This is a genomic window from Rathayibacter sp. PhB127 (assembly GCF_003751665.1).
Taxonomy (GTDB): Bacteria; Actinomycetota; Actinomycetes; order Actinomycetales; family Microbacteriaceae; genus Rathayibacter; species Rathayibacter festucae.
This window is the reverse complement of record NZ_RKHW01000003.1, coordinates 377,160-396,196: the sequence shown is the minus strand read 5'-3', so window position 1 is coordinate 396,196 and position 19,037 is coordinate 377,160. Positions and strand designations below refer to the sequence as shown.

The window sequence follows — 19,037 nt, the reverse complement described above, 5'->3', positions numbered from 1 at the left end:
GTCGGGTCAGCGCTGGACGAGCGGGATCGCGATGTCGGTGACGTCCGCGCCGATCGTGCCGAGGCGGGTGGCCGTGCCGTTGAGCACGCCCACCTCGTAGAGCGAGCCGTTCACCGCGGCCAGGCCGATCGAGCCGATCGAGCCGCCGTTGCGCAGGACGGAGTAGATGTCGAAGCCGGTGACACCCGCGGCGTCGACGCCGAGCTTCCCGGTCGGCGCCAGCGTGCCGGCGTTGGCGGGGGACTGGATCGCGATCTGGTCGAGCGCCGTGTCGAGGACGAAGAGGGTCGTCGCCGTGTTCGGGTCGAGATCGTTGTTCGTGTACGCGGCCCCGTTGACGCCGGTCGCGACGGCGGGCGCGGCGTAGCTCAGCGCGCCGTCGGCCACGGTCGCGGCACCCGGGGTCGCGAACGGCTGGCGGAGGTTCTGGCCGGTGTCGCTGATCACGCGGAGGGCGTTGGCGGCGGGGTTGAAGTCGACGCCGAAGGCGGTGCCGCTCAGCGCCACGGTGAGGCGGGTGACCGGGGTGGCCACGCCGGTGGTCGCGTCGATGGAGTAGACGCCGGCGCTCGCCGCGGTGTTCCCGACGCCGTAGAGCTTGCCGTCCTGGACGCGGTAGTCGATGCCGATGAGCGCGGTGTCGCCGCCGGTCAGACCGGTGACGGCGACGCTGCCGGAGACCGTGCCGGGCTTGAGGGGGTTGAACTGCACGAGCGACGTGCCCTCGTCGGCGAGACCGACGACGCGCAGCTTGGCGGCCACCGAGCGGGCGGCGCTGACCAGAGCGCTGCTGGCATCGCTGGTCGCGGCGGCGGGAGCGACAGTGCTCGCGCCGGCCAGCATGGGGGCGACGGCCATCACGCTCGCGACGGCGACAGCGGTGATGCCGACTTTCAAGGTCCTGCTCATCATGAACTCCTCGAGACTTCCGGTCGCCGCAGATCGGCGACTCGAAGAGGGGTACTGCGCGGCCCCCGCGAGCGTTCATCCGCGCCGCGAGATTCTTCGCGGATCGGTGTGCGGGAGGTCGGGTCGCGGGCCGGAGGGCGCGCTCGGGCTCGCGGAACGGGCTCGGGCTCGCTGGCTTCGCGCGGAACGGCGTGCCGGAGGTCGAATCACGTGCCGGAGGTGGCGGCAGGCGCGCTCGGGCTCGCGGAACGGGCCTGGGCTCGCTTGATTCGCGCGGAACGGCGTGCCGGAGGTCGAATCGCGTGCCGGAGGTGGCGGCAGACGTGCTTGGGCTCGTGGAACGGGCCTGGGCTCGCTTGATTCGCGTGGGATGGCGAGCCGGGGTTCGGATCGCGTGCCGGAGGTGGCGGCAGGCGCGCTCGGGCTCGCGGAACGGGCCCGGGCTCGCTGGCTTCGCGCGGAACGGCGTGCCGGAGGTCGAATCACGTGCCGGAGGTGGTGGCGGGCGTGCTTCGGGTCGCGGGACAGGCCTGGGCTCGCCGTAATCGCTCGGGTGAATGCGTGCTGATCGAGTAGCCCGCGGAGCGGGCGTATCGAGATCCGTCAGCGTCAGAAGGGGAGTCTGCAGACACGCCCTGCTGATCGACGGCGGGTCTCGATACGCCCCCGCGGGGCTGCTCGACCAGCATGTGTGCGGGTGTCTCTTCCAAGTAGATCCACCAGCGTCAGAAGGGGAGTCTGAAGACCGCCCTGCTGATCGCGGCGGGTCTCGATACGCCCCTGCGGGGCTGCTCGACCACCATGAGGCAGCGTGCGGGCTGCGATCGTCAGTCGGCTGGCGCGTCGGCCTTGTAGACCTTCCGGAAGGCGTCCTTGCGGGCGATCCTGCCGCCGCGGAACTCGTAGATGTCGCAGCCGCGGGTGACCTGGGGCTCGCCGTCGGGGCCGGTCCCGGTGAAGGACCAGGTGGCCGCGCCGCGCGTGCCGGCGATGAGGGGCTCGCCCTCGTCGTGCCGCTCCTGGCCGGTGTCGAAGGCGAGCATCAGCGCGAAGCCCTCGCGGACCTGCTCCTTCCCGGACCAGGTCCGGCCGGGCTCGGGACCGACGGACGCGCCGTAGACGCAGTCGTCCGTGACGTGGCTCATCAGCGCCTCGAGGTCGTGGCGGGACCAGGCGTCGCTGAACGCCGCCAGCACCTCGGGCGTCATCTCGCTCGTGGGGTGATCGGTCGACAGGGAATCGCTCATCGGTGAACTCCGGTCCTTCGAGTCGTGGACCGTCATCGGTCGCTCTGCGACAGTGGCAGGGTCCGGAGGGAGGAGGCAACGTCCTCTAGCGGTCATGTCCGGAATCGGACGATCGGCGGTCGGCGAGGGGCGGTCGTCCTCCGGCGGGCCGGTGACGTGGCGGCCGTCGGAGACCGCGGCGCGATCACTGCAGGACGAGTCCGACCAGCGGGGGCAGGATCAGCGTCGCCAGGCCCACGAGGACGCCGTGCGCCCCGACGCCCAGGGCGATCGCGGCGAGGATCCGCGGGCGTCCCTGCCGGACCACGCCGGCGACGCCGAGCCCGGTGGTGGCGGCGGCGAGGAGCAGCTGAACGAGGGCGATGCCCGTGAACAGCGCGCCGATGCTCGTCGCGTCGATGCCGTTGCCGTAGGCGAGCACCGGTAGCGCGGTGGTGACCCCGGCGAGCAGGATCTGCGTCAGCGTCTGGAGGACCGCGAGCAGGAAGCCGATCAGCCCGACCGTGTTGCGAGGACGCCCCGGCGCGTCAGTGCGTGTCATCGTCGAAGCGTAGGGCGGAGCGGGCTCACGGGTCGATCCCCGAGGGCGAGGGCTGGTGCTCCCGGCCGCAGTCCCCCGATGCGGCCGAGAGCACCTCGGCACCGACGTCCGCGTCGGTCTGCCCCGCGGCGTCGCCGGAGCCCCCACTCCTCGACCGCCCCTCCACAGTAGGTTTCCGACGCGCTATTCGCCATCTGTCGTTTTGCGTCAGCGGGCCACTACCGCTCCTCCCTTCGTGCCCGCACACTGGGAGGAGGCTCGCGGAGAGCAGGCACGGTGAAGCGGCCTCCGGCGGGGCCGTGCTGCGAAGGAGCGTCCGATGATCGTGCGAGGTCCGCGATGAAGCCCGGTCGTGCGTGCGCTCTCGGCGGGGTGGCCGTCCTCCTCGCCGTCGGGATCGCGGGCTGCACGGCGTCGAGTCCGGAGGGCACCGCTCCGGACGGCACCGCTGCCGGCGGCACCGCGTCCGCCGGCCCCGTTCCGAGCGGCACCGCGAGCGCGACGACCACGCCCTCGGCGGTCGCCGAGGAGTGCGCGCTCGCCGCCACGTCCACCTTCGAGGTGCAGGACACGGTGACGGTGATCGTGGAGCTGACCGACGCGGGCACCGGCACCTGCGTGCTGCAGGGCACTCCGGAGGTGACCTTCCTCGACGACGCCGGCTCCCCGGTGGACACCGTGGTCCAGGCGAGTTCCGGCGAGCAGTTCTCGGGGGAGCCGGTCACGGTCGAGCCGGGCGGGCACGCCTACCTCACGTTCCTCACCGACACCACCGGCTCGTGCCCGCCGACGGCCGCGACCGTCATGGTGCTCGCGGTCCCCGGCGCTCCGGGCACCACGCAGGTCGATCTCGGCTCGACGTCCTTCTGCCCGACCGCGGTCGACCTCCCGCCGCTGTCCTACCCCGTGACGCTGCAGCCCACGACGCTGGCCTGACCGCCGCCCGCGGCCGGCGTCAGACCGCGGCGAGGACCGCGCGGGCCGTCACCGCGTCGGTGACCAGCGCGTTGATCAGGGAGCCGCGGACCGCGCCGAGGATGCTCGGGGCCTTGTCGACGCCGACGGCGACGCCGACCGCGTGGGGGAGGGCGGCGAGGTCGGCGCGGGAGACGCGGACCATGCGCTCGCTGCCGGGGAACTCGACGGCCGAGCCGTCGGCGCGGAAGAAGTTGAGACAGACGTCGCCGGCGGCCTCGTCGAAGAGGTGCCGGTCGCTGGGCAGGCCGGAGGAGAGCTCGTGGCGGGTGGCGGTCGGGGCGCCGATGCCGAGGAGGGCGCCCTTGGCGCTGCTCCAGAGGTCCATCACCTGGAGGAACGCGGGGTCGGCCTCGAGGCCGGAGCGCATCGCCGGGCTGGGCAGGGCCTGCGCGAAGAGGAAGCTGGAGCGGGCGCCGGTCGCGGCGGCGGCCATCCGGGTGATCTCGTTGGTCTGGAACCAGGACTGCGGCTCGGCCTGGCCGCCGACGGCGGGGACGATCGTCACTCCGGGCAGCGGCGGCAGCATCCCCGAGCTGGCCAGGTCGTGCACGGTGCGGCCGAGCGACATCAGCAGGGCGTCGCCGACGCCGAGCTGCATGTCGGCAAGGGCGGCGGCGACCGGGACGGCGAGGTCGCGGCCGAGGGTGGCCGCGTGCGTCACGGGGGCGAGGTGCACGGCGTTCAGGCCGAGTGCCTCGCGGAGGGCGTCGGCGAGGCCGGTGTTCTCGTCGACGAAGGGGTCGATCACGCTGATCTGGACGAGGCCCAGGCGCCGGGCCTCGGCGATGAGGCGGCTGACCGTCGGCCGCGAGACGTCGAGCCGCGCGGCGATCTCGACCTGCGTCGCGTCCTCGAGGTAGTACATCCGCGCCGCCTGGTAGACGACGTCGAGGGGGAACCTGACGGTGTCGGAGCGCCGGGGGGCGCTGGGCGGCGGAGTCACGTGCGTCATTGTGCCCTCTTCCTCGGCGTCGTGCAGGTCCCCTCCCCCTCCGCGAGATGCCACTTGTGAGCGCGACACGCCGTGGAAGGCGTACGCAAGTGGCATCTCGCGGAGAGGGGAGAGACGGGCGGGTTACTCGGAGAGGGTGAAGGGCGCCGTCATCTTGTCGACGTTGTCCTTCGTGATGAGGATGCAGTCGAAGGCCTGCTTCTCCTCCGAGGCGCCGGTCTCGCCTGTGCGAATGAAGGAGTCGGCCTGCTGGACGGCCTCCTTCGCGAAGGTCGCGACGGGCTGGAGCACGGTGTACTGCAGCTCGCCGGCCTTGATGGCGTCGACCGCGTCGGGCGAGCCGTCGAAGCCGCCGACCTTGACCTGCTCGAGCTTGCCGGCCTCCTTCAGCGCCGCGATCGCGCCGAGCGCCATCTCGTCGTTGCCGGAGATGACGCCGGTGACGTCCGGGTTGGCCTGCAGGATCGACTGCATCTTGTCGTGGCCCTCGGTCCGGTTCCAGTTGCCGACCTGGTTCGCGACCTCGACGAGGCCCGGGTACTGCGAGATCACCGTCGCGTAGCCGTTGGAGCGGGTCTGCGCGTTGTTGTCGGAGGGGGATCCGAACAGCTCCGCATAGTTCGCGGTGTCGCCGACGTCGGCCACCCACTGCTGCGCGCCGAGGGCCGCGCCCTGGGCGTTGTTGGAGACGAGCTGCGCCTTCGCGAGGCCGGTCTCGTTGATCTCGGCGTTGACCAGGATCACGGGGATGCCCGCCGCGTCGGCCTTCTTCACGGCGCCGACCGAGCCGGAGGCGTTGGCCGGGTCGAGGATGATCGCGACCGACTTGTTGGTGATCGCGGTGTCGATCAGGGTGCTCTCGGTGTTGGTGTCGCCCTTCGAGGCGCCCACGTTGGCCGTGTAGCCGAGCGCCTCGGCCTCGGCCGACGCGACGTCGCCCTCGGTCTGCCAGTAGGGGTTGGCCGGGTCGTTGACGATGATCGAGATGAGGCCGCCCTCGGAGGCGCCGGGGGTGCCGGCGGCCTCTCCCGCGGTCCCCGCGTCGGAGGAGCATCCGGACAGGACGAGGGTGAGCCCCGCGCCCGCGGCGAGCACCGTTGCCAGCTTGCGGTTCATTGGTCTGTTCCTTTCACTGTGGTCCGATCGGCGGTGGCCGACCGAGGTCTTCTCTCGGGAGGCCGGCCTAGGCGGCCGGAGCACCCGATGTCTGGGGGACGGGCGCCGGAGCGCCCGCGTCGGAGGTGGGCCGCGGGCCGGAGCCGCCGCCGCCCTTGCGCGGCTTGCCGCGGTACTGCACCGCGTTCAGCAGGACCGCGAAGACGATCACCGCGCCGGTGAAGACGGTCTGCCAGTACGACGAGACGCCGATGATGACGAGGCCGTCGGAGAGGAAGCCGATGACGAACGCGCCGAGCAGCGTGCCGCGGACGGTGCCGACTCCGCCGGTGAGGGCCGCGCCGCCGATGACGACGGCGGCGATCGCGGTGAGCTCGTAGGAGCTGCCGGCGGTGGGGCTGGCGCTGGTGAGCTCGGAGGAGAGGATGAGGCCGGCGATCGAGGCGAACAGGCCCGAGAGCACGTAGACGCGGACCTTGACCCGCTTGACCGGAACGCCGGAGAGCTCCGAGGCGCGCTCGTTGCCGCCCGAGGCGTACAGCCAGCGGCCGAACACGGTGCGGTTGAGCAGGAGGCTGACCACGATCGCGACGACGATCATGATCACGACGCCGATCGGCAGGCCGAGCAGGCGGTTGAAGCCGAGCCAGTCGAAGCCGGTGTTGCCGAGCTCGGGCTGCCCCGCGAGGTCGTTGTAGGTGAGGCCGTTGGTCATCAGCAGCCCGACGCCGCGGACGACGTAGAGCATGCCGAGGGTCGCGACGAACGGGGCGACCTTGAACCGGGCGACCAGGATCCCGTTGATCAGGCCGATCAGGGCGCCGGCCGCGCAGGAGAGCACGACCACGACCCAGAGCGCGGGGTAGAGGGTGCTCCCGCCGATCTGCACGCCCTGCATCAGGAAGCCGGCGATCACTCCCGAGAAGCCCAGCGTCGAGCCGACCGAGAGGTCGATGCCGCCGTTGAGGATGACCAGCAGCATGCCGATCGCGAGGATCGCGTAGACCGCCACGTGCGAGGACATCGTGAGGATGTTGCCGACGGTGAAGTAGTTGGGCGAGAGGATCGAGAACACGACGATGATCGCGATCAGCGCGAAGAACGCGCGCCCCTGCAGCAGCAGGCGGCCGAGGTCGAAACCGTCCTTGAAGAGCGCGGGGCGTCGCTGCCCGGTCGCGGTGGAGGTCATTGAGGGCTTCCGTTCCGTAGTGGTCACGAGATCACGGCCTCACCGGAGGCGGCCATGATGTCTTCTTTGGAGACGTCCGAGCCGAACTCGGCCGCGATCCGGCCTCGGCTCAGCACGATGATGCGGTGGGCGATGCTGAGGCACTCGCCGACCTCGGAGGTCGTGTAGACGACGGCCAGGCCGTCGCGGGCGCGCTCGGAGAGCAGTCGGAAGACCTCGGCCTTGGCGCCGATGTCGATGCCGCGGCTGGGCTCGTCGAGCAGGATCACGTCCGGCCGCGTGGCCAGCATCTTGCCGATGACGACCTTCTGCTGGTTGCCGCCGGAGAGCGAGCCGATCATCGCCTCGCCGCCCGCCGTCTTCACGTGCACGGTGCGGATCGAGTCGGTGACGAGGTCGACCTCGCGGCGGGGGGAGAGGAACAGCCCCTTCACGAAGGAGCCGATGCTCGCGAGCGAGAGGTTCCGGCCGACGGTCATGGTCTGCACCAGGCCGTCGCGCTGGCGGTCCTCGGGGACGAGGCCGAGGCCCGCGCCGATCCGCTCGGCGATCGACATCCCGGCCAGGTCGCGGCCGCTCTTCGAGATCGTGCCGGCGGTGACGGCGGTGCGGCCGGCGATCGCCTCGAGCAGCTCGGTGCGGCCGGCGCCCATCAGCCCGTAGAGGCAGACGATCTCGCCCTCGCGGACGTCGAGGTCGATGCGGTCGACCACGTCGCGGCCGGGGATCGACGGATCCGCGACGCTGACGCCGCGCACCGAGAGGGCGACGTCGCCGAACGGGTAGCCGGTGGGCGGGGAGCCGAGGTCGAAGCCCTCGCCGACCATCGCGCGGACGACCCAGGCGAGGTCGATGTCGGCGGCGACGGCGGTCGCGGTGACCGAGCCGTCGCGGAGGACGACGGCGTGGTCGGTGATCTCCAGCGCCTCCTCCAGGTGGTGCGAGATGTAGACGATGGAGACGCCGCGGGCGGTGAGGTCGTGGATGACGGTGAAGAGCACCTCGACCTCGGCGGCGCTGAGCGCGCTGGTCGGCTCGTCCATGATCAGGATCCGCGCGTCGACGGAGAGGGCGCGGGCGATCTCGATCAGCTGCTGCTGGCCGAGCCGCAGGTCGGCGACGAGGGTCAGCGGGTCGATGTCCTCGCCGAGCTCCTCGAGCACCGCGCGGGCCTGGCGCGCCTCCTCGGCGTAGTCGACGCCGGAGGGGCCGGTGATCTCGCGGCCGAGGAAGATGTTGTCGCGCACCGAGAGGTTCGGGGCGAGGCTCAGCTCCTGGTGGATGATCGAGACGCCGTGCTCGCGGGCGTCGACGGTGTCCTCGAAGGCGACCGCGGTGCCGTTCAGCACGATCTCGCCCGAGGTGGGCTGCTCGACCCCGGACAGGATCTTCATCAGCGTCGACTTGCCGGCGCCGTTCTCGCCGAAGAGCGTGGTGACCTGGCCGCGGTGCACCGAGAAGCCGACGCCCTTGAGTGCGCGGGTGGCGCCGTAGGTCTTGACCACGTCGACGGCCTCGAGGACGACCTCGCCGATGCCGGCGACCGGGGCCTCCGCGGTGCTCACTGGACCACCAGCTCGGACGGCGTGACGAGCCAGCCGGCCGGGTTGATCAGCTGGAACGCGCCGGTGACCTGGATCGTCTTCCCCTCGAGCGCCGTGGTGTCGACCGCGCCGAGCACGGTGGTCTTCAGCTGCTCGTTGAGGGCGCTCGCCGCGTCCTGGTAGTCGATCTGGTTGGTGAACTGGCCGAACTCGACGGTGCCGGTGGCGTCGCGGAGGTCGGTGCCGTTGATCGCGGGGCCGGTCTGCACGCGGATCAGGACGTCGCCGGGGACGCCCTCGACGGTCACGGGGTAGATGCCGTTCTGGCCGGCCCCGACGGTGCCGGTGAAGGTGGTGGCGAACTCGGGGCCGGTGCCGCCGGGGACGCCGTACTCGGTCGCGGCGCCCGCGCTGTCGGCGGCGATCGCGGTGGCGAGGGTGGCGGCGTCGACCGCGCGGTCGGCGATGCCCTCCTGGATGACGGGGAAGTTCTCGGCGGCCCAGGACTCGGCCGAGAACTCGGCGGGTCCGGCGCCCAGGTCGGAGTCGGCGCCGACGACCTTGGTGCTGAACGCCATCGCGGCGAGGACGACCACGACGACCGCGGCGAGGATCAGGCGCTTCCGGGAGGCGCCGATCGGGGGCCTGCTCGTGGTGGGAGGGAGTGCACGCGTCATCGCGGTGTCCGTTCGCTGGTCGGGAGTGCTGGTCGTGGTGGTGCTCGTGACGGCGTCCCCGGGGGCGGCTCCGTCGCTGCGGGAGGTGGGCGAACCCGCCTCCGGAGAAGAAATTATGTTCAACACAGAATTTCCGCAAGGGCTGCGACGACATTGGCGGCGGATCGACCAGCCGCCGTCGAGAACAGAAATTCTGTTCTTGACAAGTGTTCTGGACGGGGTAGGTTCGGGAAGGCCGCGACGAAGCGGCCCCGCGAACCCCTCGGAGGCTTCCCATGACCATCACCACTCCTTCCCCGCAGACGGCCGCGCAGACGTCGCAGTCCGGCGGCTCCGACGTGCCCGAGTCCATGCGCGCGGTCGTCGTGCACGGCCCGGAGGACTACCGCCTCGAGACCGTGCCCGTGCCGGTCCCCGCCGCCGGCGAGCTGCTGCTGCGCGTCGACGCGGTCGGCGTCTGCGCGAGCGACCTGAAGTGCTACCACGGCGCCGCCAAGTTCTGGGGCGACGAGAACCGCCCCGCCTGGGCCGAGCGCGACCGGATCGCTGGCCACGAGTTCGTCGGCACCGTCGTGGCCGGCGACGACGCGGCGCTCGCCAAGCGCGGCGTCGCGCTGGGCGACCGCATCGCCTGCGAGCAGATCGTCCCGTGCTGGGAGTGCCGCTACTGCCTGATGGGCGCCTACTGGATGTGCGGACCGCACGACATGTTCGGCTTCAAGGGCTTCGACGGCGCGATGGCCGAGTACGTGCTGGTCCCGACCCGCGCGCTCACCCACCCCGTCAGCCGCGACCTCGCCCCGCAGGTCGCCGCGTTCAGCGAGCCGCTGTCCTGCGCCATGCACGCGGTCGAGCGCGGGAGCATCCAGTTCGACGACGTCGTGGTCATCGCGGGTGCCGGCCCGATCGGCCTCGGTGCGATCGCGGGCACCCGTCAGAAGAACCCGAAGATGGTCATCGCGCTCGACATGAGCGACGAGAAGCTCGCGCTCGCCACCAAGGCCGGCGCCGACCTCGTCATCAACATCACGAAGCAGGACGCGGTCGCCGTCGTCAAGGAGCTCACCGGCGGCTACGGCGCCGACGTCTACATCGAGGCCACCGGCCACCCGTCCGCGGTCTCGCAGGGCCTCAACATCCTGCGCAAGCTCGGCACCTACGTCGAGTACTCCGTCTTCGGCTCGAACGCGTCGGTCGACTGGTCGATCATCAGCGACGACAAGGAGCTCAACGTCCTCGGCGCCCACCTCGGCCCGAACTGCTGGCCGGCCGCGATCAAGCTGCTCGAGAGCGGGATCCTGCCGATGGACGAGATCTGCACGCACCAGTTCCCGCTCGAGCAGTTCCAGGAGGCGCTCGACCTCGTCGCCGACAGCCAGGGCGGCTCGGTCAAGGTCTCGATCGTCCCGTCGCTGACCGAGGCGGTCGTCGCGGCCGACGCTCGGAGCTGAAGGGCATGACGACGATCTACGACGACCCCGACGAGTTCGCCGAGGACCAGCTCGCCGGCTTCCTCTCCCTCTACGCGGACCGCCTGCGCGGCGTGCCGGGCGGAGTGGTCGCGCACCGCACCGCCGGCGCGGAGCCGCAGGTGGCGCTCGTCATCGGCGGCGGCTCCGGGCACTACCCGGCGTTCAGCGGCACGGTCGGCCCGGGCCTCGCGACCGGGGCGGTGGTGGGCAACATCTTCACCTCGCCCTCGGCCGCGCAGGCGTACTCGGTGGCGAAGGCGGCCGATCAGGGCCGCGGAGTGGTGTTCAGCTTCGGGAACTACGCCGGCGACACGATGAACTTCGGCATCGCGGCCGAGCGGCTGCGCAAGGAGGGGATCGACACCCGGATCGTCGTCGTCACGGACGACGTCGCCTCGGCGGAGGAGATCGGGAGGCGCCGCGGGATCGCAGGCGACTTCCCGGTGTTCAAGGCGATGGGAGCGGCTGCCGCCGAGGGGCTGTCCCTCGACGAGGTCGAGCGGGTCGGGAACGCGAGCAATGCGGCGACCCGCACGCTCGGCGTCGCGTTCTCGGGCTGCACGATGCCCGGCGCCGCCGAGCCGCTGTTCAGCGTGCCGGAAGGGCACCTGGGCCTCGGGCTCGGGATCCACGGCGAGCCCGGCATCCGCGACATCGAGCTGCTGCGCGCGGCCGAGCTGGCGGACCTGCTCGTCGACCGGCTGCTGGCGGACGTTCCCGAGGGTGCGGGGGCGGAGGGCGGCACGACGCGCGTCGCCCCGATCCTGAACGGGCTCGGCACCACGAAGTACGAGGAGCTCTTCCTGCTCTGGCGCCACGTCGCGCGCCGGCTGGAGGAGGCCGGGCTGCAGACCGTCGAGCCGGAGGTCGGCGAGCTGGTCACCAGCCTCGACATGGGCGGCGTCTCGCTGACGCTGCAGTGGCTGGACGACGAGCTCGAGCGCTACTGGTGCGCCGACGCCTACACGCCGGCCTACCGCCGGATCGCGGCGCCGGTCGCGGCGCTGCTGGCGCCCTCGGGCGAGGACGCCGCGGCGGGCGAGGAGGAGTCCGCTCCTTCCGCCACCGAGGCGGCCGTGGCGCTGGGCGGGACGGTCCGCGCGGCGCTCGCCCGGATGCACGAGCTGCTGCAGCGCGAGGAGGAGACCCTCGGGCGGATCGACGCGGTGGCGGGCGACGGCGATCACGGCCGCGGGATGCTCAAGGGCATCGGCGCGGCGACCCGGCGCCTCGACCGGATCGAGGAGCGCGCGGGCGGTGCCTGGCTGCTGTCCCGCGCCGGGCAGTCCTGGGCGGAGCAGGCCGGCGGCACCTCCGGAGTGCTCTGGGGTGCGGCGCTCGAGGCGCTCGGCGCCTCGCTGACCGACGGGCGCCATGAGTACTCGGCGGCGGACGTCGCGGCCGGGGTCGACGCCTTCGCGGAGTCGATCGTCGATCTCGGGCGCGCGAGCGAGGGCGACAAGACCATGCTCGACGCGCTGCTGCCGTTCGCGCGCGTGCTGCGCGAGCGGGTGGCGGGCGGCTCGTCGCTGGTCGAGGCGTGGCGGGAGGCGGCGGGCGTCGCCGTCGAGCGCGCCGCGGCGACGGCGGACCTGCGGCCGAAGGTCGGCCGCGCGCGACCCCTGGCCGAGAAGAGCCTGGGCACGCCGGACGCGGGCGCGACGTCGATGGGGATGATCCTGACCGCGGTCGGCGACGTCCTCGCGGAGCGCGCGGGTGCGGATGCCACCACGGAAGCCGCCACGGAAGCCGCCACGGAAGCCGCCACGGAAGCCACTGAAGAAGGAGGAGCGGAATGACCACCACCTATCGGGTCGTCGTCGGATCGGACGACGCGGGCTACGACTACAAGGAGGCGCTGAAGGCCGACCTGATGAAGGACGACCGCGTCTCGCTGGTGACCGACGTCGGCGTCGACGCCGAGAGCCACACCGACTATCCGGACATCGCGGTCACGGCCGCGCGGATGATCGCCGACGGGTCCGCGGATCGCGCGATCCTGATCTGCGGCACGGGCCTGGGCGTCGCGATCGCGGCGAACAAGGTGCCGGGAGTGCGCGCGGTGACGGCGCACGACTCCTACTCGGTGGAGCGGTCGGTGCTGTCGAACAACGCGCAGGTGCTCTGCCTGGGCCAGCGCGTGGTCGGGCTGGAGGTGGCGCGGCGGATGGCACGGGAGTGGCTCGGCTACGAGTTCGACCCGTCGAGCGCGTCGGCGGGCAAGGTCGCGGCGATCTGCGGGTACGACGGGAGCGCGCCGAAGGGCGTGGACGCTCAGGCGTAGGGGGCGGCCCCGCGGCTCCGCTGCGCCAGGCGGTGCACGGTGGCGCGGGTCTCGGGGTAGAGCCGGCGGAAGTCGGCGTACAGCTCGTCGTAGAGCGCGGCGACGGCCGGATCGGGCACGAGGGTCGTCGCCGCGGGGTTCCACTCCTCGATATCGACCTCGGTGACCAGGCCCGCCGCGAGCACGGCCGAGCCGTAGGCCGCGCCGACCGAGACCGTGGGGATCACCTGCTCCAGGCCGCAGACGTCGCTGACGATCTGCGGCCAGAGCTCCGCGGCGACCCCGCCGCCCGCGCCGACGAGTGCCTCGACGCGCACGCCGTGCTCGCGGAGCACCTCGAGGTGGTGCCGGACGGCGAAGGCCGTCGCCTCGAGGACCGCGCGGTAGAGGTCGCCGCGGGTGGACCCGACGCCGAGCCCGGCGATGACGCCGCGCGCGTCGGAGTCGGCGAACGGCGAGCGCTCGCCCGCGAAGTAGGGCAGCACGAGCAGCCCGCCGGCGCCCGGTCCGGACCGCGCGGCCTCGTCGAGCAGCTCGGCCCAGGAGGCGCCGGTCAGCCGGCGCAGCCAGTCGGTCACAGCGCCCGAGGTGGCCATGCCGCCGGCCGCGGTCGGCTCGCCGGGGGCGGCGCCGACCGTCGTCCACATCCCGCCGAGCGGGGTCGGCGCGGCCATCGGCGCGACCAGGAACATCGTCGTGCCGTACTGGAGGAACACCCGGCCCGGTCGCCGGCGGCCGGCGCTGAGGCTCTCGGCCCAGGCGTCGATGGTGCCGAAGACGACCGGCACGCCGGCCGGCAGCCCGGTCGCGGCGGCGGCCTCGGGAGTGATGCGGCCGGCGGTCTCGCCGGGCCAGCCGAGGCGGGGGAGCTCGAGGCCGGGGGCGAGCAGGGCGGCCCACTCGTCGATCCACTCCTCGCGGGCGACGTCGTAGAGCGGCGTGCACTGGCTGGCGGAGTGGTGGTCGAGCACGTACTCGCCGGTGAGCAGCTCGACGATCCGCGAGGACGGCATCGTGAAGCGGGCGGCGCGGCGCCAGAGCTCCGGCTCGTGGCGGGCGACCCAGGCGAGCTTGACGCCCGCGGCCTGCGCCGAGAGCCCGGAGCCGGTGCGGGCGCGCATCGCCTCCTCGCCGCCGAGCAGCGCGGTGACCTCGTCGAGCATCCCGACGCTGCGGGTGTCGACGCCGTAGAGGATCGCGGGGCGGAGCTCGTGGCCGGCCGCGTCGGTGAGGAGCACGCACGGGCCCATGCCGCTGACGCCGACCGCGACGACGACCCCGTGCGGCGCGGCGGCGGTCAGCTCGGCGACGAGGCTGCGGAACTCGGCCCACCAGACGCCGGAGTCCATCTCGACCCAGCCCTGCCGCGGCCGGTCGACCACGTGCGCGCGGGCCGCCTCGGCGACGACCCGCCCGTCGAGGCCGACGAGGATCGCCTTCGTGCTGGACGTGCCGACGTCGACTCCGAGAACCACGTCCACGACTCGTCCTCCTGCTGGGCTGCACCGACCACCGACGCCCTCGAGCTTAGGGCGGCCGCCTGCGGCCCCCGGCGGGGACCTGGAGTGCGCCGCCGAGGCGTCCTCGAACCGTCGAGGCGTCCCGCTGCTCCTGGACGTCTCGACCGTTCGAGGACGCCTCGGCCGGAGGGGGCGTCAGCGGGGCCGGCACTCCAGGCTGAGCCAGAGCTCGAAGCAGGCGCTGCGGGAGAGGGCGGTGGCGCCGATGGAGGCGCGGCCCATGCGGCCGGCGTCGGGGCCGAAGACGTCGAGGAGGAGGTCGCTCGCGGCGTTCGAGACCTCGTTGAGGCGCTCGAAGCCGGGCGGGCAGAGCACGAAGCAGAGGCCCCGCGAGAGGGCGACGACCTCGTCGAGCGAGCCGAGGGCCGCGCGGATCATGCCGAGCGCGTTGACGGCGGTGTAGCGGGCCGCCTCCCGTGCCTGCTCGAGGGTGATGTCGACGCCGACCGCTCCCGGATGCAGCAGCGCACCGTCGCGCGACTCCGGGGTGATGCCGCTGAGCTCGAGCAGGTCGCCGGTGCGGTGGAACGCCCGCAGGGTGCTGCCGCCGTAGCGGCCGCCGTAGGGCGGGTCGAGGTAGTCGGGGATCGCGAGGCCGAGCTCGCGGGCACGCTGCTCGGGGGAGTGCTGCTCGGCGGAGTGCTCAACGGCGGAAGGGCTCATGCCGCCAGCGTATCCGGCGGTAGCCAGAATGGATACAACCTGCGTACGATGGGATCCATTAAAGGGTCGGCGGTACGGCGACCGCGAGAAGGGACCTGCAGATGACGATCGGCTTCACCGGTGGCGCCCCCGCCCGGACGTCCATCGATGTGGCCGCCGAGCGCGCTCGCACCGCCGGAACCGCCGGCCGGCACTACTTCAACGCGGCCGGCGCGGGCCTGATGACCGACTCCGTTCTCGAGACCGTCATCGCGCACCTCCGCCTCGAGCAGCGGATCGGCGGCTACGAGGCCGCGAACCACGTCGCCGACCGGGTCGACGCCGCCTACGGTGCCGCCGCCGCGCTGCTCGGCGCGGACACCGAAGAGATCGCCTTCTTCGACAGCGCGACCAGCGGCCTCCGCGCGATCTTCGACGCCCTCCGCCTCGGCCCCGGCGACACCGTGCTCGCCCCGCGCTCGAGCTACGTCAGCCAGGCGCTGCGGCTGCTCGCGCTCGAGCGCTACGACGGCGTTCGCCTGACGCTCCTCCCCAACGACTCCAGCGGCGGCCTCGACATCGAGGCGCTCGAGAGCGCCCTCGCCACCGCGAGCGGCCGCACCGTGATCAGCGCCGTGCACGTCCCCACCTCCTCCGGACTCGTCGAGCCCGTCGCCGCGATCGGCGCGCTGGCCCGCCGCTACGGCGCGATCACGGTGCTCGACGCGACCCAGTCGGTCGGCCAGCTCGACATCGACGTCCGCGCGATCGGCTGCGACGCCCTCGTCACCACCGGCCGCAAGTTCCTCCGCGGGCCGCGCGGGACCGGGCTGGTCTTCCTCCGCCGCGGCCTGCTCGACGGCATCGGGGCCTGGGCACCCGACGTGCGAGGCTCGCAGTGGACGAGCGAGCAGGAGTGGACGATGGACGGCACGGCGAGAGCCCTCGAGACCTGGGAGTCGTCGGTGGCCCTCCGGCTCGGACTCGGCGAGGCGCTGCGCGAGGCGCACGAGCGCGGCACGGCGGCGACCGAGGCGCACCTGGTGGCGCTCGGCGCCCGGCTGCGCACCGAGCTGTCCGCGATCGGCGGCGTCACCGTGGCGGATCCGCCCGTGTCGCCGTCCGGCATCGTCACGTTCACCGTCGACGGCGTCCCCGGCAGGACCGTCTCGGCGCGCCTGCGCGAGGCGGCCGTCGACTCGCTCGCGGTGCCCGCCTCGCACGCGCAGTGGGACCTCGGTGCGCGCGGGCTCGCGAGCGTCGTCCGGGTGTCGCCGCACGTCTACACCGACGAGTCGGACGTCGAGGCGCTGCTCGCCGCGGTCGAGGGAGTGACAGCATGACGGTCTCCGACGACACCGTGCACGACGCGATCGTCGTCGGCCTCGGGATCCACGGCTCCGCGACCGCCTTCGAGCTCGCCCTGCGCGGGCGCAGCGTGGTGGGGATCGAGCAGTTCGGCCCCGGCCACGTCCGCGGCTCCTCGCACGGCGCCACCCGGATGATCCGCCGCGCCTACCCGAGCCCGGTCTGGAACGACCTGGTCGACCGCGCCTTCCGCGGCTGGGACCGCTGGGCGGCCGCGGCGGGCGCGCCGTTCGTGCACCCGACCGGCGGCCTCTACGCGCACCGCGGTGAGGCGGCGCTGCAGGGCGGGCGCAGCCGGCCGGTCGCGGTGCCCGATACGTCCTTCGCCCCGCCCGCCGACTACGGGGTCGTCCACGACCCCGACGCCGGCGTCGTCGAGGCCGCCCGCGCACTGGCCTTCGCGCAGTCCGCCGCGACCGCTGCCGGCGCCGAGCTGCGCTTCGACGAGGAGGTGCTCGACTGGAGCGTCGGCACCGGCGACAGCGCCGGGATCGTCACCGTCCGCACCTCCGCGGGCGAGCTGCGCGCGCGCCGGCTCGTCGTCTCCGGCGGCGCCTGGGTCGAGCGGCTGCTCCCCGAGACCGCCGGCTTCTTCGAGGTGCAGCGGATCCTCACCCTCACCGTCCCGGCCGGCCAGAGCGTCGCGCAGCCGCCGGCGCTCGGCTGCTTCTCCGCCGATCTGCCGGACGGGCTCGTCTTCGGCCTGCCCGAGGCGGCCGGCTCCGGCGCCAAGATCGGCGTCGACGCGGGCCCCGTCTGGGACCCGGCCGTGCCCGTCGCCCCGCCGACCGCGGCGGAGATCGCGCACCTCGAGGGCCTGCTCCGTCGCTTCGTCCCCGGGATCGAGACCGCCGGCGGCGAGGCCGTCGCCTGCCTCTACACGATGACCCCCGACAAGCGGTTCGTCGTCGGCGCGCTGCCCGGTCGGCCCGAGGTGCTGGTCGCCGCGGCCTGCTCCGGCCACGGCTTCAAGTTCGGCCCCGCGATCGGCGAGGCGCTGGCCGACCTCGTCGACGGCGTCGAGCGCCCCGACCTCGACTTCCTCAGCCCGGACCGGACGGTGACCGCATGACCCTCTCCCCGCCTCCCGCCCGCGTCGCCGTCGCGGCGCCGCACCCCGCCGCACTCGACGCCGCGGCCCGCGCCATCGCCGACGGCGGCGACGCGATCGACGCCGCCCTCGCCGCCGCGACCGCGCTCACCGTCGTCTACCCGCACCAGTGCGGTCTCGGCGGCGACCTGATCGCGCTGGTCCGCCGCCCCGGCGAGGACGTCGTCGCCGTGCTCTCGGCCGGAGCGGCGCCCGCCGGCATCGACGTCGCGGCGCTCTCCCGCGAGGAGCGGATGCCACGGCAGGGTGCGGAGACCGTCACGATCCCCGGCGCGGTCGCCGGCTGGCAGGCGATCGCCGGTCTCGGCGGGCGCCTGGGCCTCGACACCCCGCTCCGCCGGGCCGCGACGCTCGCCGCCGACGGCTTCCCGATCTCCGCCGGCCTCGGCCGCGCGATCGGGCTGCGCCGCGACGAGCTGCTCGCCGACGAGGGCATGCGCGGCGTCTTCGGCGACGGCGACGGCGGGCTCCTCGGCGAGGGCGACCTGCTGGTGCAGCCCGCGCTGGCCGCCTCGCTGACCGAGCTCGTCGACGACCCCGGAGCGTTCTACCGCGGCCGGATCGCCGACTCCCTCGCCGCGCGCCTGGCCGCCCTCGGCGGTGCGCACACCCCCGCCGACTTCGCCGCGCACGAGGCCGAGCTGGTCGAGCCCGCCGTCTCGCGCGAGGGCGGCGTGCGCTGGTGGGTGGCCCCGCCGCCGAGCCAGGGCGTGGTGCTGCTCGGCGTCCTGCCCGAGGCGCTCTCCGGCGACACGGCGCAGCTCGTCGAGGCCGTCCGCGACGCGGCGCTCGTGCGGCAGTCCGCGCTCGGCGACCCGCGCGGCGGAGCGATCGACGTCGCCGCCATGCTCGACCCCCGCTCCCTCTCGCGCGGCTCGCTGCCGCGGGCCGGGCGCGCGCTCGGCGACACGGTCGCGGTCACCGCGGCGGACACCGACGGGACCGTCGTCACGCTGATCCAGAGCGTCTACCAGCTGTTCGGCTCCGGGATCCTCGACCCCGGCACCGGCATCGTCCTGCACAACCGCGGCTCCGCCTTCAGCACCGACCCCGCCCACCCCGGCCGGGTCGGCCCGGGCGTGCGCCCGCCGCACACCCTGCTGCCGGTCATCGCCGAGAGCGGGGACCTCCTGCTCGGCCTCGGCTGCCAGGGCGGCAGCGCCCAGCCGTGGATCCTCGCCCAGCTCGTGCGCGAGCTGCTCGATCCCGCCGCGGATCCGGGAGCCGTGCTCGAGCGGCCGCGCTTCGTCGTCGGGGCGCGGGACCTCGGGCACGAGGAGCTGACGCTCGTGGCGGAGCCGGGGGTTCCCGCTGCGGTCGCTGCTGCGGAGGCACTGGGGCTGCCGGTCGCCGAAGCCTCCGGGCCGATCGACGAGGCCGGGCACGTGCAGCTCGTGCGGCTGCACCGCGATGGGCGGCTGGACTCCGCCAGCGACCCGCGGGCCGACGGCCGCGCGATCGTCGCGGGTGCGGGCTGACCGCTCTCG

17 protein-coding genes are annotated in these 19,037 nt (G+C 73.4%); 7 read left to right on the top strand and 10 right to left on the bottom strand.

Annotation, left to right across the window (positions count from 1 at the left end):
• Positions 1-6: 6 nt before the first annotated feature.
• The 3 genes from EDF22_RS16435 to EDF22_RS16425 form a co-directional block, all read right to left on the bottom strand.
• The gene (locus tag EDF22_RS16435) at positions 7-909 is read right to left on the bottom strand and encodes a DUF4394 domain-containing protein (protein WP_221180956.1); all 903 of its coding nucleotides are present in this window, start codon (positions 907-909) and stop codon (positions 7-9) included.
• Positions 910-1,736: 827 nt separating this feature from the next.
• The gene (locus EDF22_RS16430) at positions 1,737-2,156 is read right to left on the bottom strand and encodes a nuclear transport factor 2 family protein (protein ID WP_185039020.1); all 420 of its coding nucleotides are present in this window, start codon (positions 2,154-2,156) and stop codon (positions 1,737-1,739) included.
• Between the two features lie 184 nt (positions 2,157-2,340).
• Entirely contained in the window at positions 2,341-2,697 is a 357-nt protein-coding gene (locus EDF22_RS16425; RefSeq protein ID WP_123705921.1) for a hypothetical protein, read from the bottom strand.
• A gap of 339 nt (positions 2,698-3,036) precedes the next feature.
• Here EDF22_RS16425 and EDF22_RS16420 point away from each other — a divergent pair, with 339 nt between their 5' ends.
• On the top strand, positions 3,037-3,633 hold the full coding sequence (locus EDF22_RS16420; RefSeq protein ID WP_123705920.1) for a DUF4232 domain-containing protein: 597 nt from the start codon (positions 3,037-3,039) through the stop codon (positions 3,631-3,633).
• Positions 3,634-3,652: 19 nt separating this feature from the next.
• On the opposite strand, the gene EDF22_RS16415 is transcribed toward EDF22_RS16420, so the two are convergent.
• From EDF22_RS16415 to EDF22_RS16395, 5 genes are all read right to left on the bottom strand, one after another.
• Positions 3,653-4,618, bottom strand: coding sequence for a sugar-binding transcriptional regulator (locus tag EDF22_RS16415; RefSeq protein ID WP_208110619.1), 966 nt, complete (start codon positions 4,616-4,618; stop codon positions 3,653-3,655).
• A gap of 132 nt (positions 4,619-4,750) precedes the next feature.
• Positions 4,751-5,743, bottom strand: a complete 993-nt coding sequence (locus EDF22_RS16410) for a D-ribose ABC transporter substrate-binding protein (RefSeq protein ID WP_123447404.1) — start codon at positions 5,741-5,743, stop codon at positions 4,751-4,753.
• Positions 5,744-5,810: 67 nt separating this feature from the next.
• Complete coding sequence (locus EDF22_RS16405) at positions 5,811-6,932, bottom strand: ABC transporter permease (RefSeq protein WP_123705919.1); 1,122 nt, start codon at positions 6,930-6,932, stop codon at positions 5,811-5,813.
• A gap of 23 nt (positions 6,933-6,955) precedes the next feature.
• Positions 6,956-8,497 (bottom strand): sugar ABC transporter ATP-binding protein, encoded by a 1,542-nt coding sequence (locus tag EDF22_RS16400; protein ID WP_123705918.1) that lies wholly within the window; start codon positions 8,495-8,497, stop codon positions 6,956-6,958.
• Entirely contained in the window at positions 8,494-9,153 is a 660-nt protein-coding gene (locus EDF22_RS16395) for a DUF2291 family protein (protein WP_123705917.1), read from the bottom strand. The genes EDF22_RS16400 and EDF22_RS16395 overlap by 4 nt, the downstream gene beginning before the upstream one ends.
• Before the next feature lie 275 nt (positions 9,154-9,428).
• On the opposite strand from EDF22_RS16395, the gene EDF22_RS16390 reads away from it, so the two are divergent.
• Genes EDF22_RS16390 through EDF22_RS16380 form a run of 3 tightly spaced genes read left to right on the top strand, consistent with a single transcriptional unit; the run spans position 9,429 to position 12,909 of the window.
• Complete coding sequence (locus EDF22_RS16390; RefSeq protein ID WP_123705916.1) at positions 9,429-10,604, top strand: zinc-binding dehydrogenase; 1,176 nt, start codon at positions 9,429-9,431, stop codon at positions 10,602-10,604.
• A 5-nt stretch (positions 10,605-10,609) separates the two neighbouring features.
• Positions 10,610-12,424 carry a dihydroxyacetone kinase family protein gene (locus tag EDF22_RS16385; RefSeq protein ID WP_123705915.1) on the top strand — a complete coding sequence of 605 codons (1,815 nt, stop codon included), beginning with the start codon at positions 10,610-10,612 and terminating at the stop codon, positions 12,422-12,424.
• Positions 12,421-12,909 (top strand): ribose-5-phosphate isomerase, encoded by a 489-nt coding sequence (locus EDF22_RS16380; RefSeq protein ID WP_123705914.1) that lies wholly within the window; start codon positions 12,421-12,423, stop codon positions 12,907-12,909. The genes EDF22_RS16385 and EDF22_RS16380 overlap by 4 nt, the downstream gene beginning before the upstream one ends.
• On the opposite strand, the gene EDF22_RS16375 is transcribed toward EDF22_RS16380, so the two are convergent.
• Positions 12,900-14,390, bottom strand: a complete 1,491-nt coding sequence (locus tag EDF22_RS16375; RefSeq protein WP_123705913.1) for an FGGY-family carbohydrate kinase — start codon at positions 14,388-14,390, stop codon at positions 12,900-12,902. The genes EDF22_RS16380 and EDF22_RS16375 overlap by 10 nt on opposite strands.
• Positions 14,391-14,564: 174 nt before the next feature.
• The gene (locus EDF22_RS20940; RefSeq protein ID WP_185039017.1) at positions 14,565-15,092 is read right to left on the bottom strand and encodes a RidA family protein; all 528 of its coding nucleotides are present in this window, start codon (positions 15,090-15,092) and stop codon (positions 14,565-14,567) included.
• 101 nt (positions 15,093-15,193) lie between these two features.
• Here EDF22_RS20940 and EDF22_RS21130 point away from each other — a divergent pair, with 101 nt between their 5' ends.
• From EDF22_RS21130 to EDF22_RS16360, 3 genes are read left to right on the top strand one after another with little or no spacing between them, the layout of a single operon-like run.
• On the top strand, positions 15,194-16,414 hold the full coding sequence (locus EDF22_RS21130) for an aminotransferase class V-fold PLP-dependent enzyme (RefSeq protein ID WP_221180955.1): 1,221 nt from the start codon (positions 15,194-15,196) through the stop codon (positions 16,412-16,414).
• Entirely contained in the window at positions 16,411-17,511 is a 1,101-nt protein-coding gene (locus tag EDF22_RS21125) for an FAD-dependent oxidoreductase (RefSeq protein WP_221180954.1), read from the top strand. The genes EDF22_RS21130 and EDF22_RS21125 overlap by 4 nt, the downstream gene beginning before the upstream one ends.
• On the top strand, positions 17,508-19,028 hold the full coding sequence (locus EDF22_RS16360) for a gamma-glutamyltransferase (RefSeq protein WP_123705912.1): 1,521 nt from the start codon (positions 17,508-17,510) through the stop codon (positions 19,026-19,028). The genes EDF22_RS21125 and EDF22_RS16360 overlap by 4 nt, the downstream gene beginning before the upstream one ends.
• Positions 19,029-19,037: the final 9 nt, after the last annotated feature.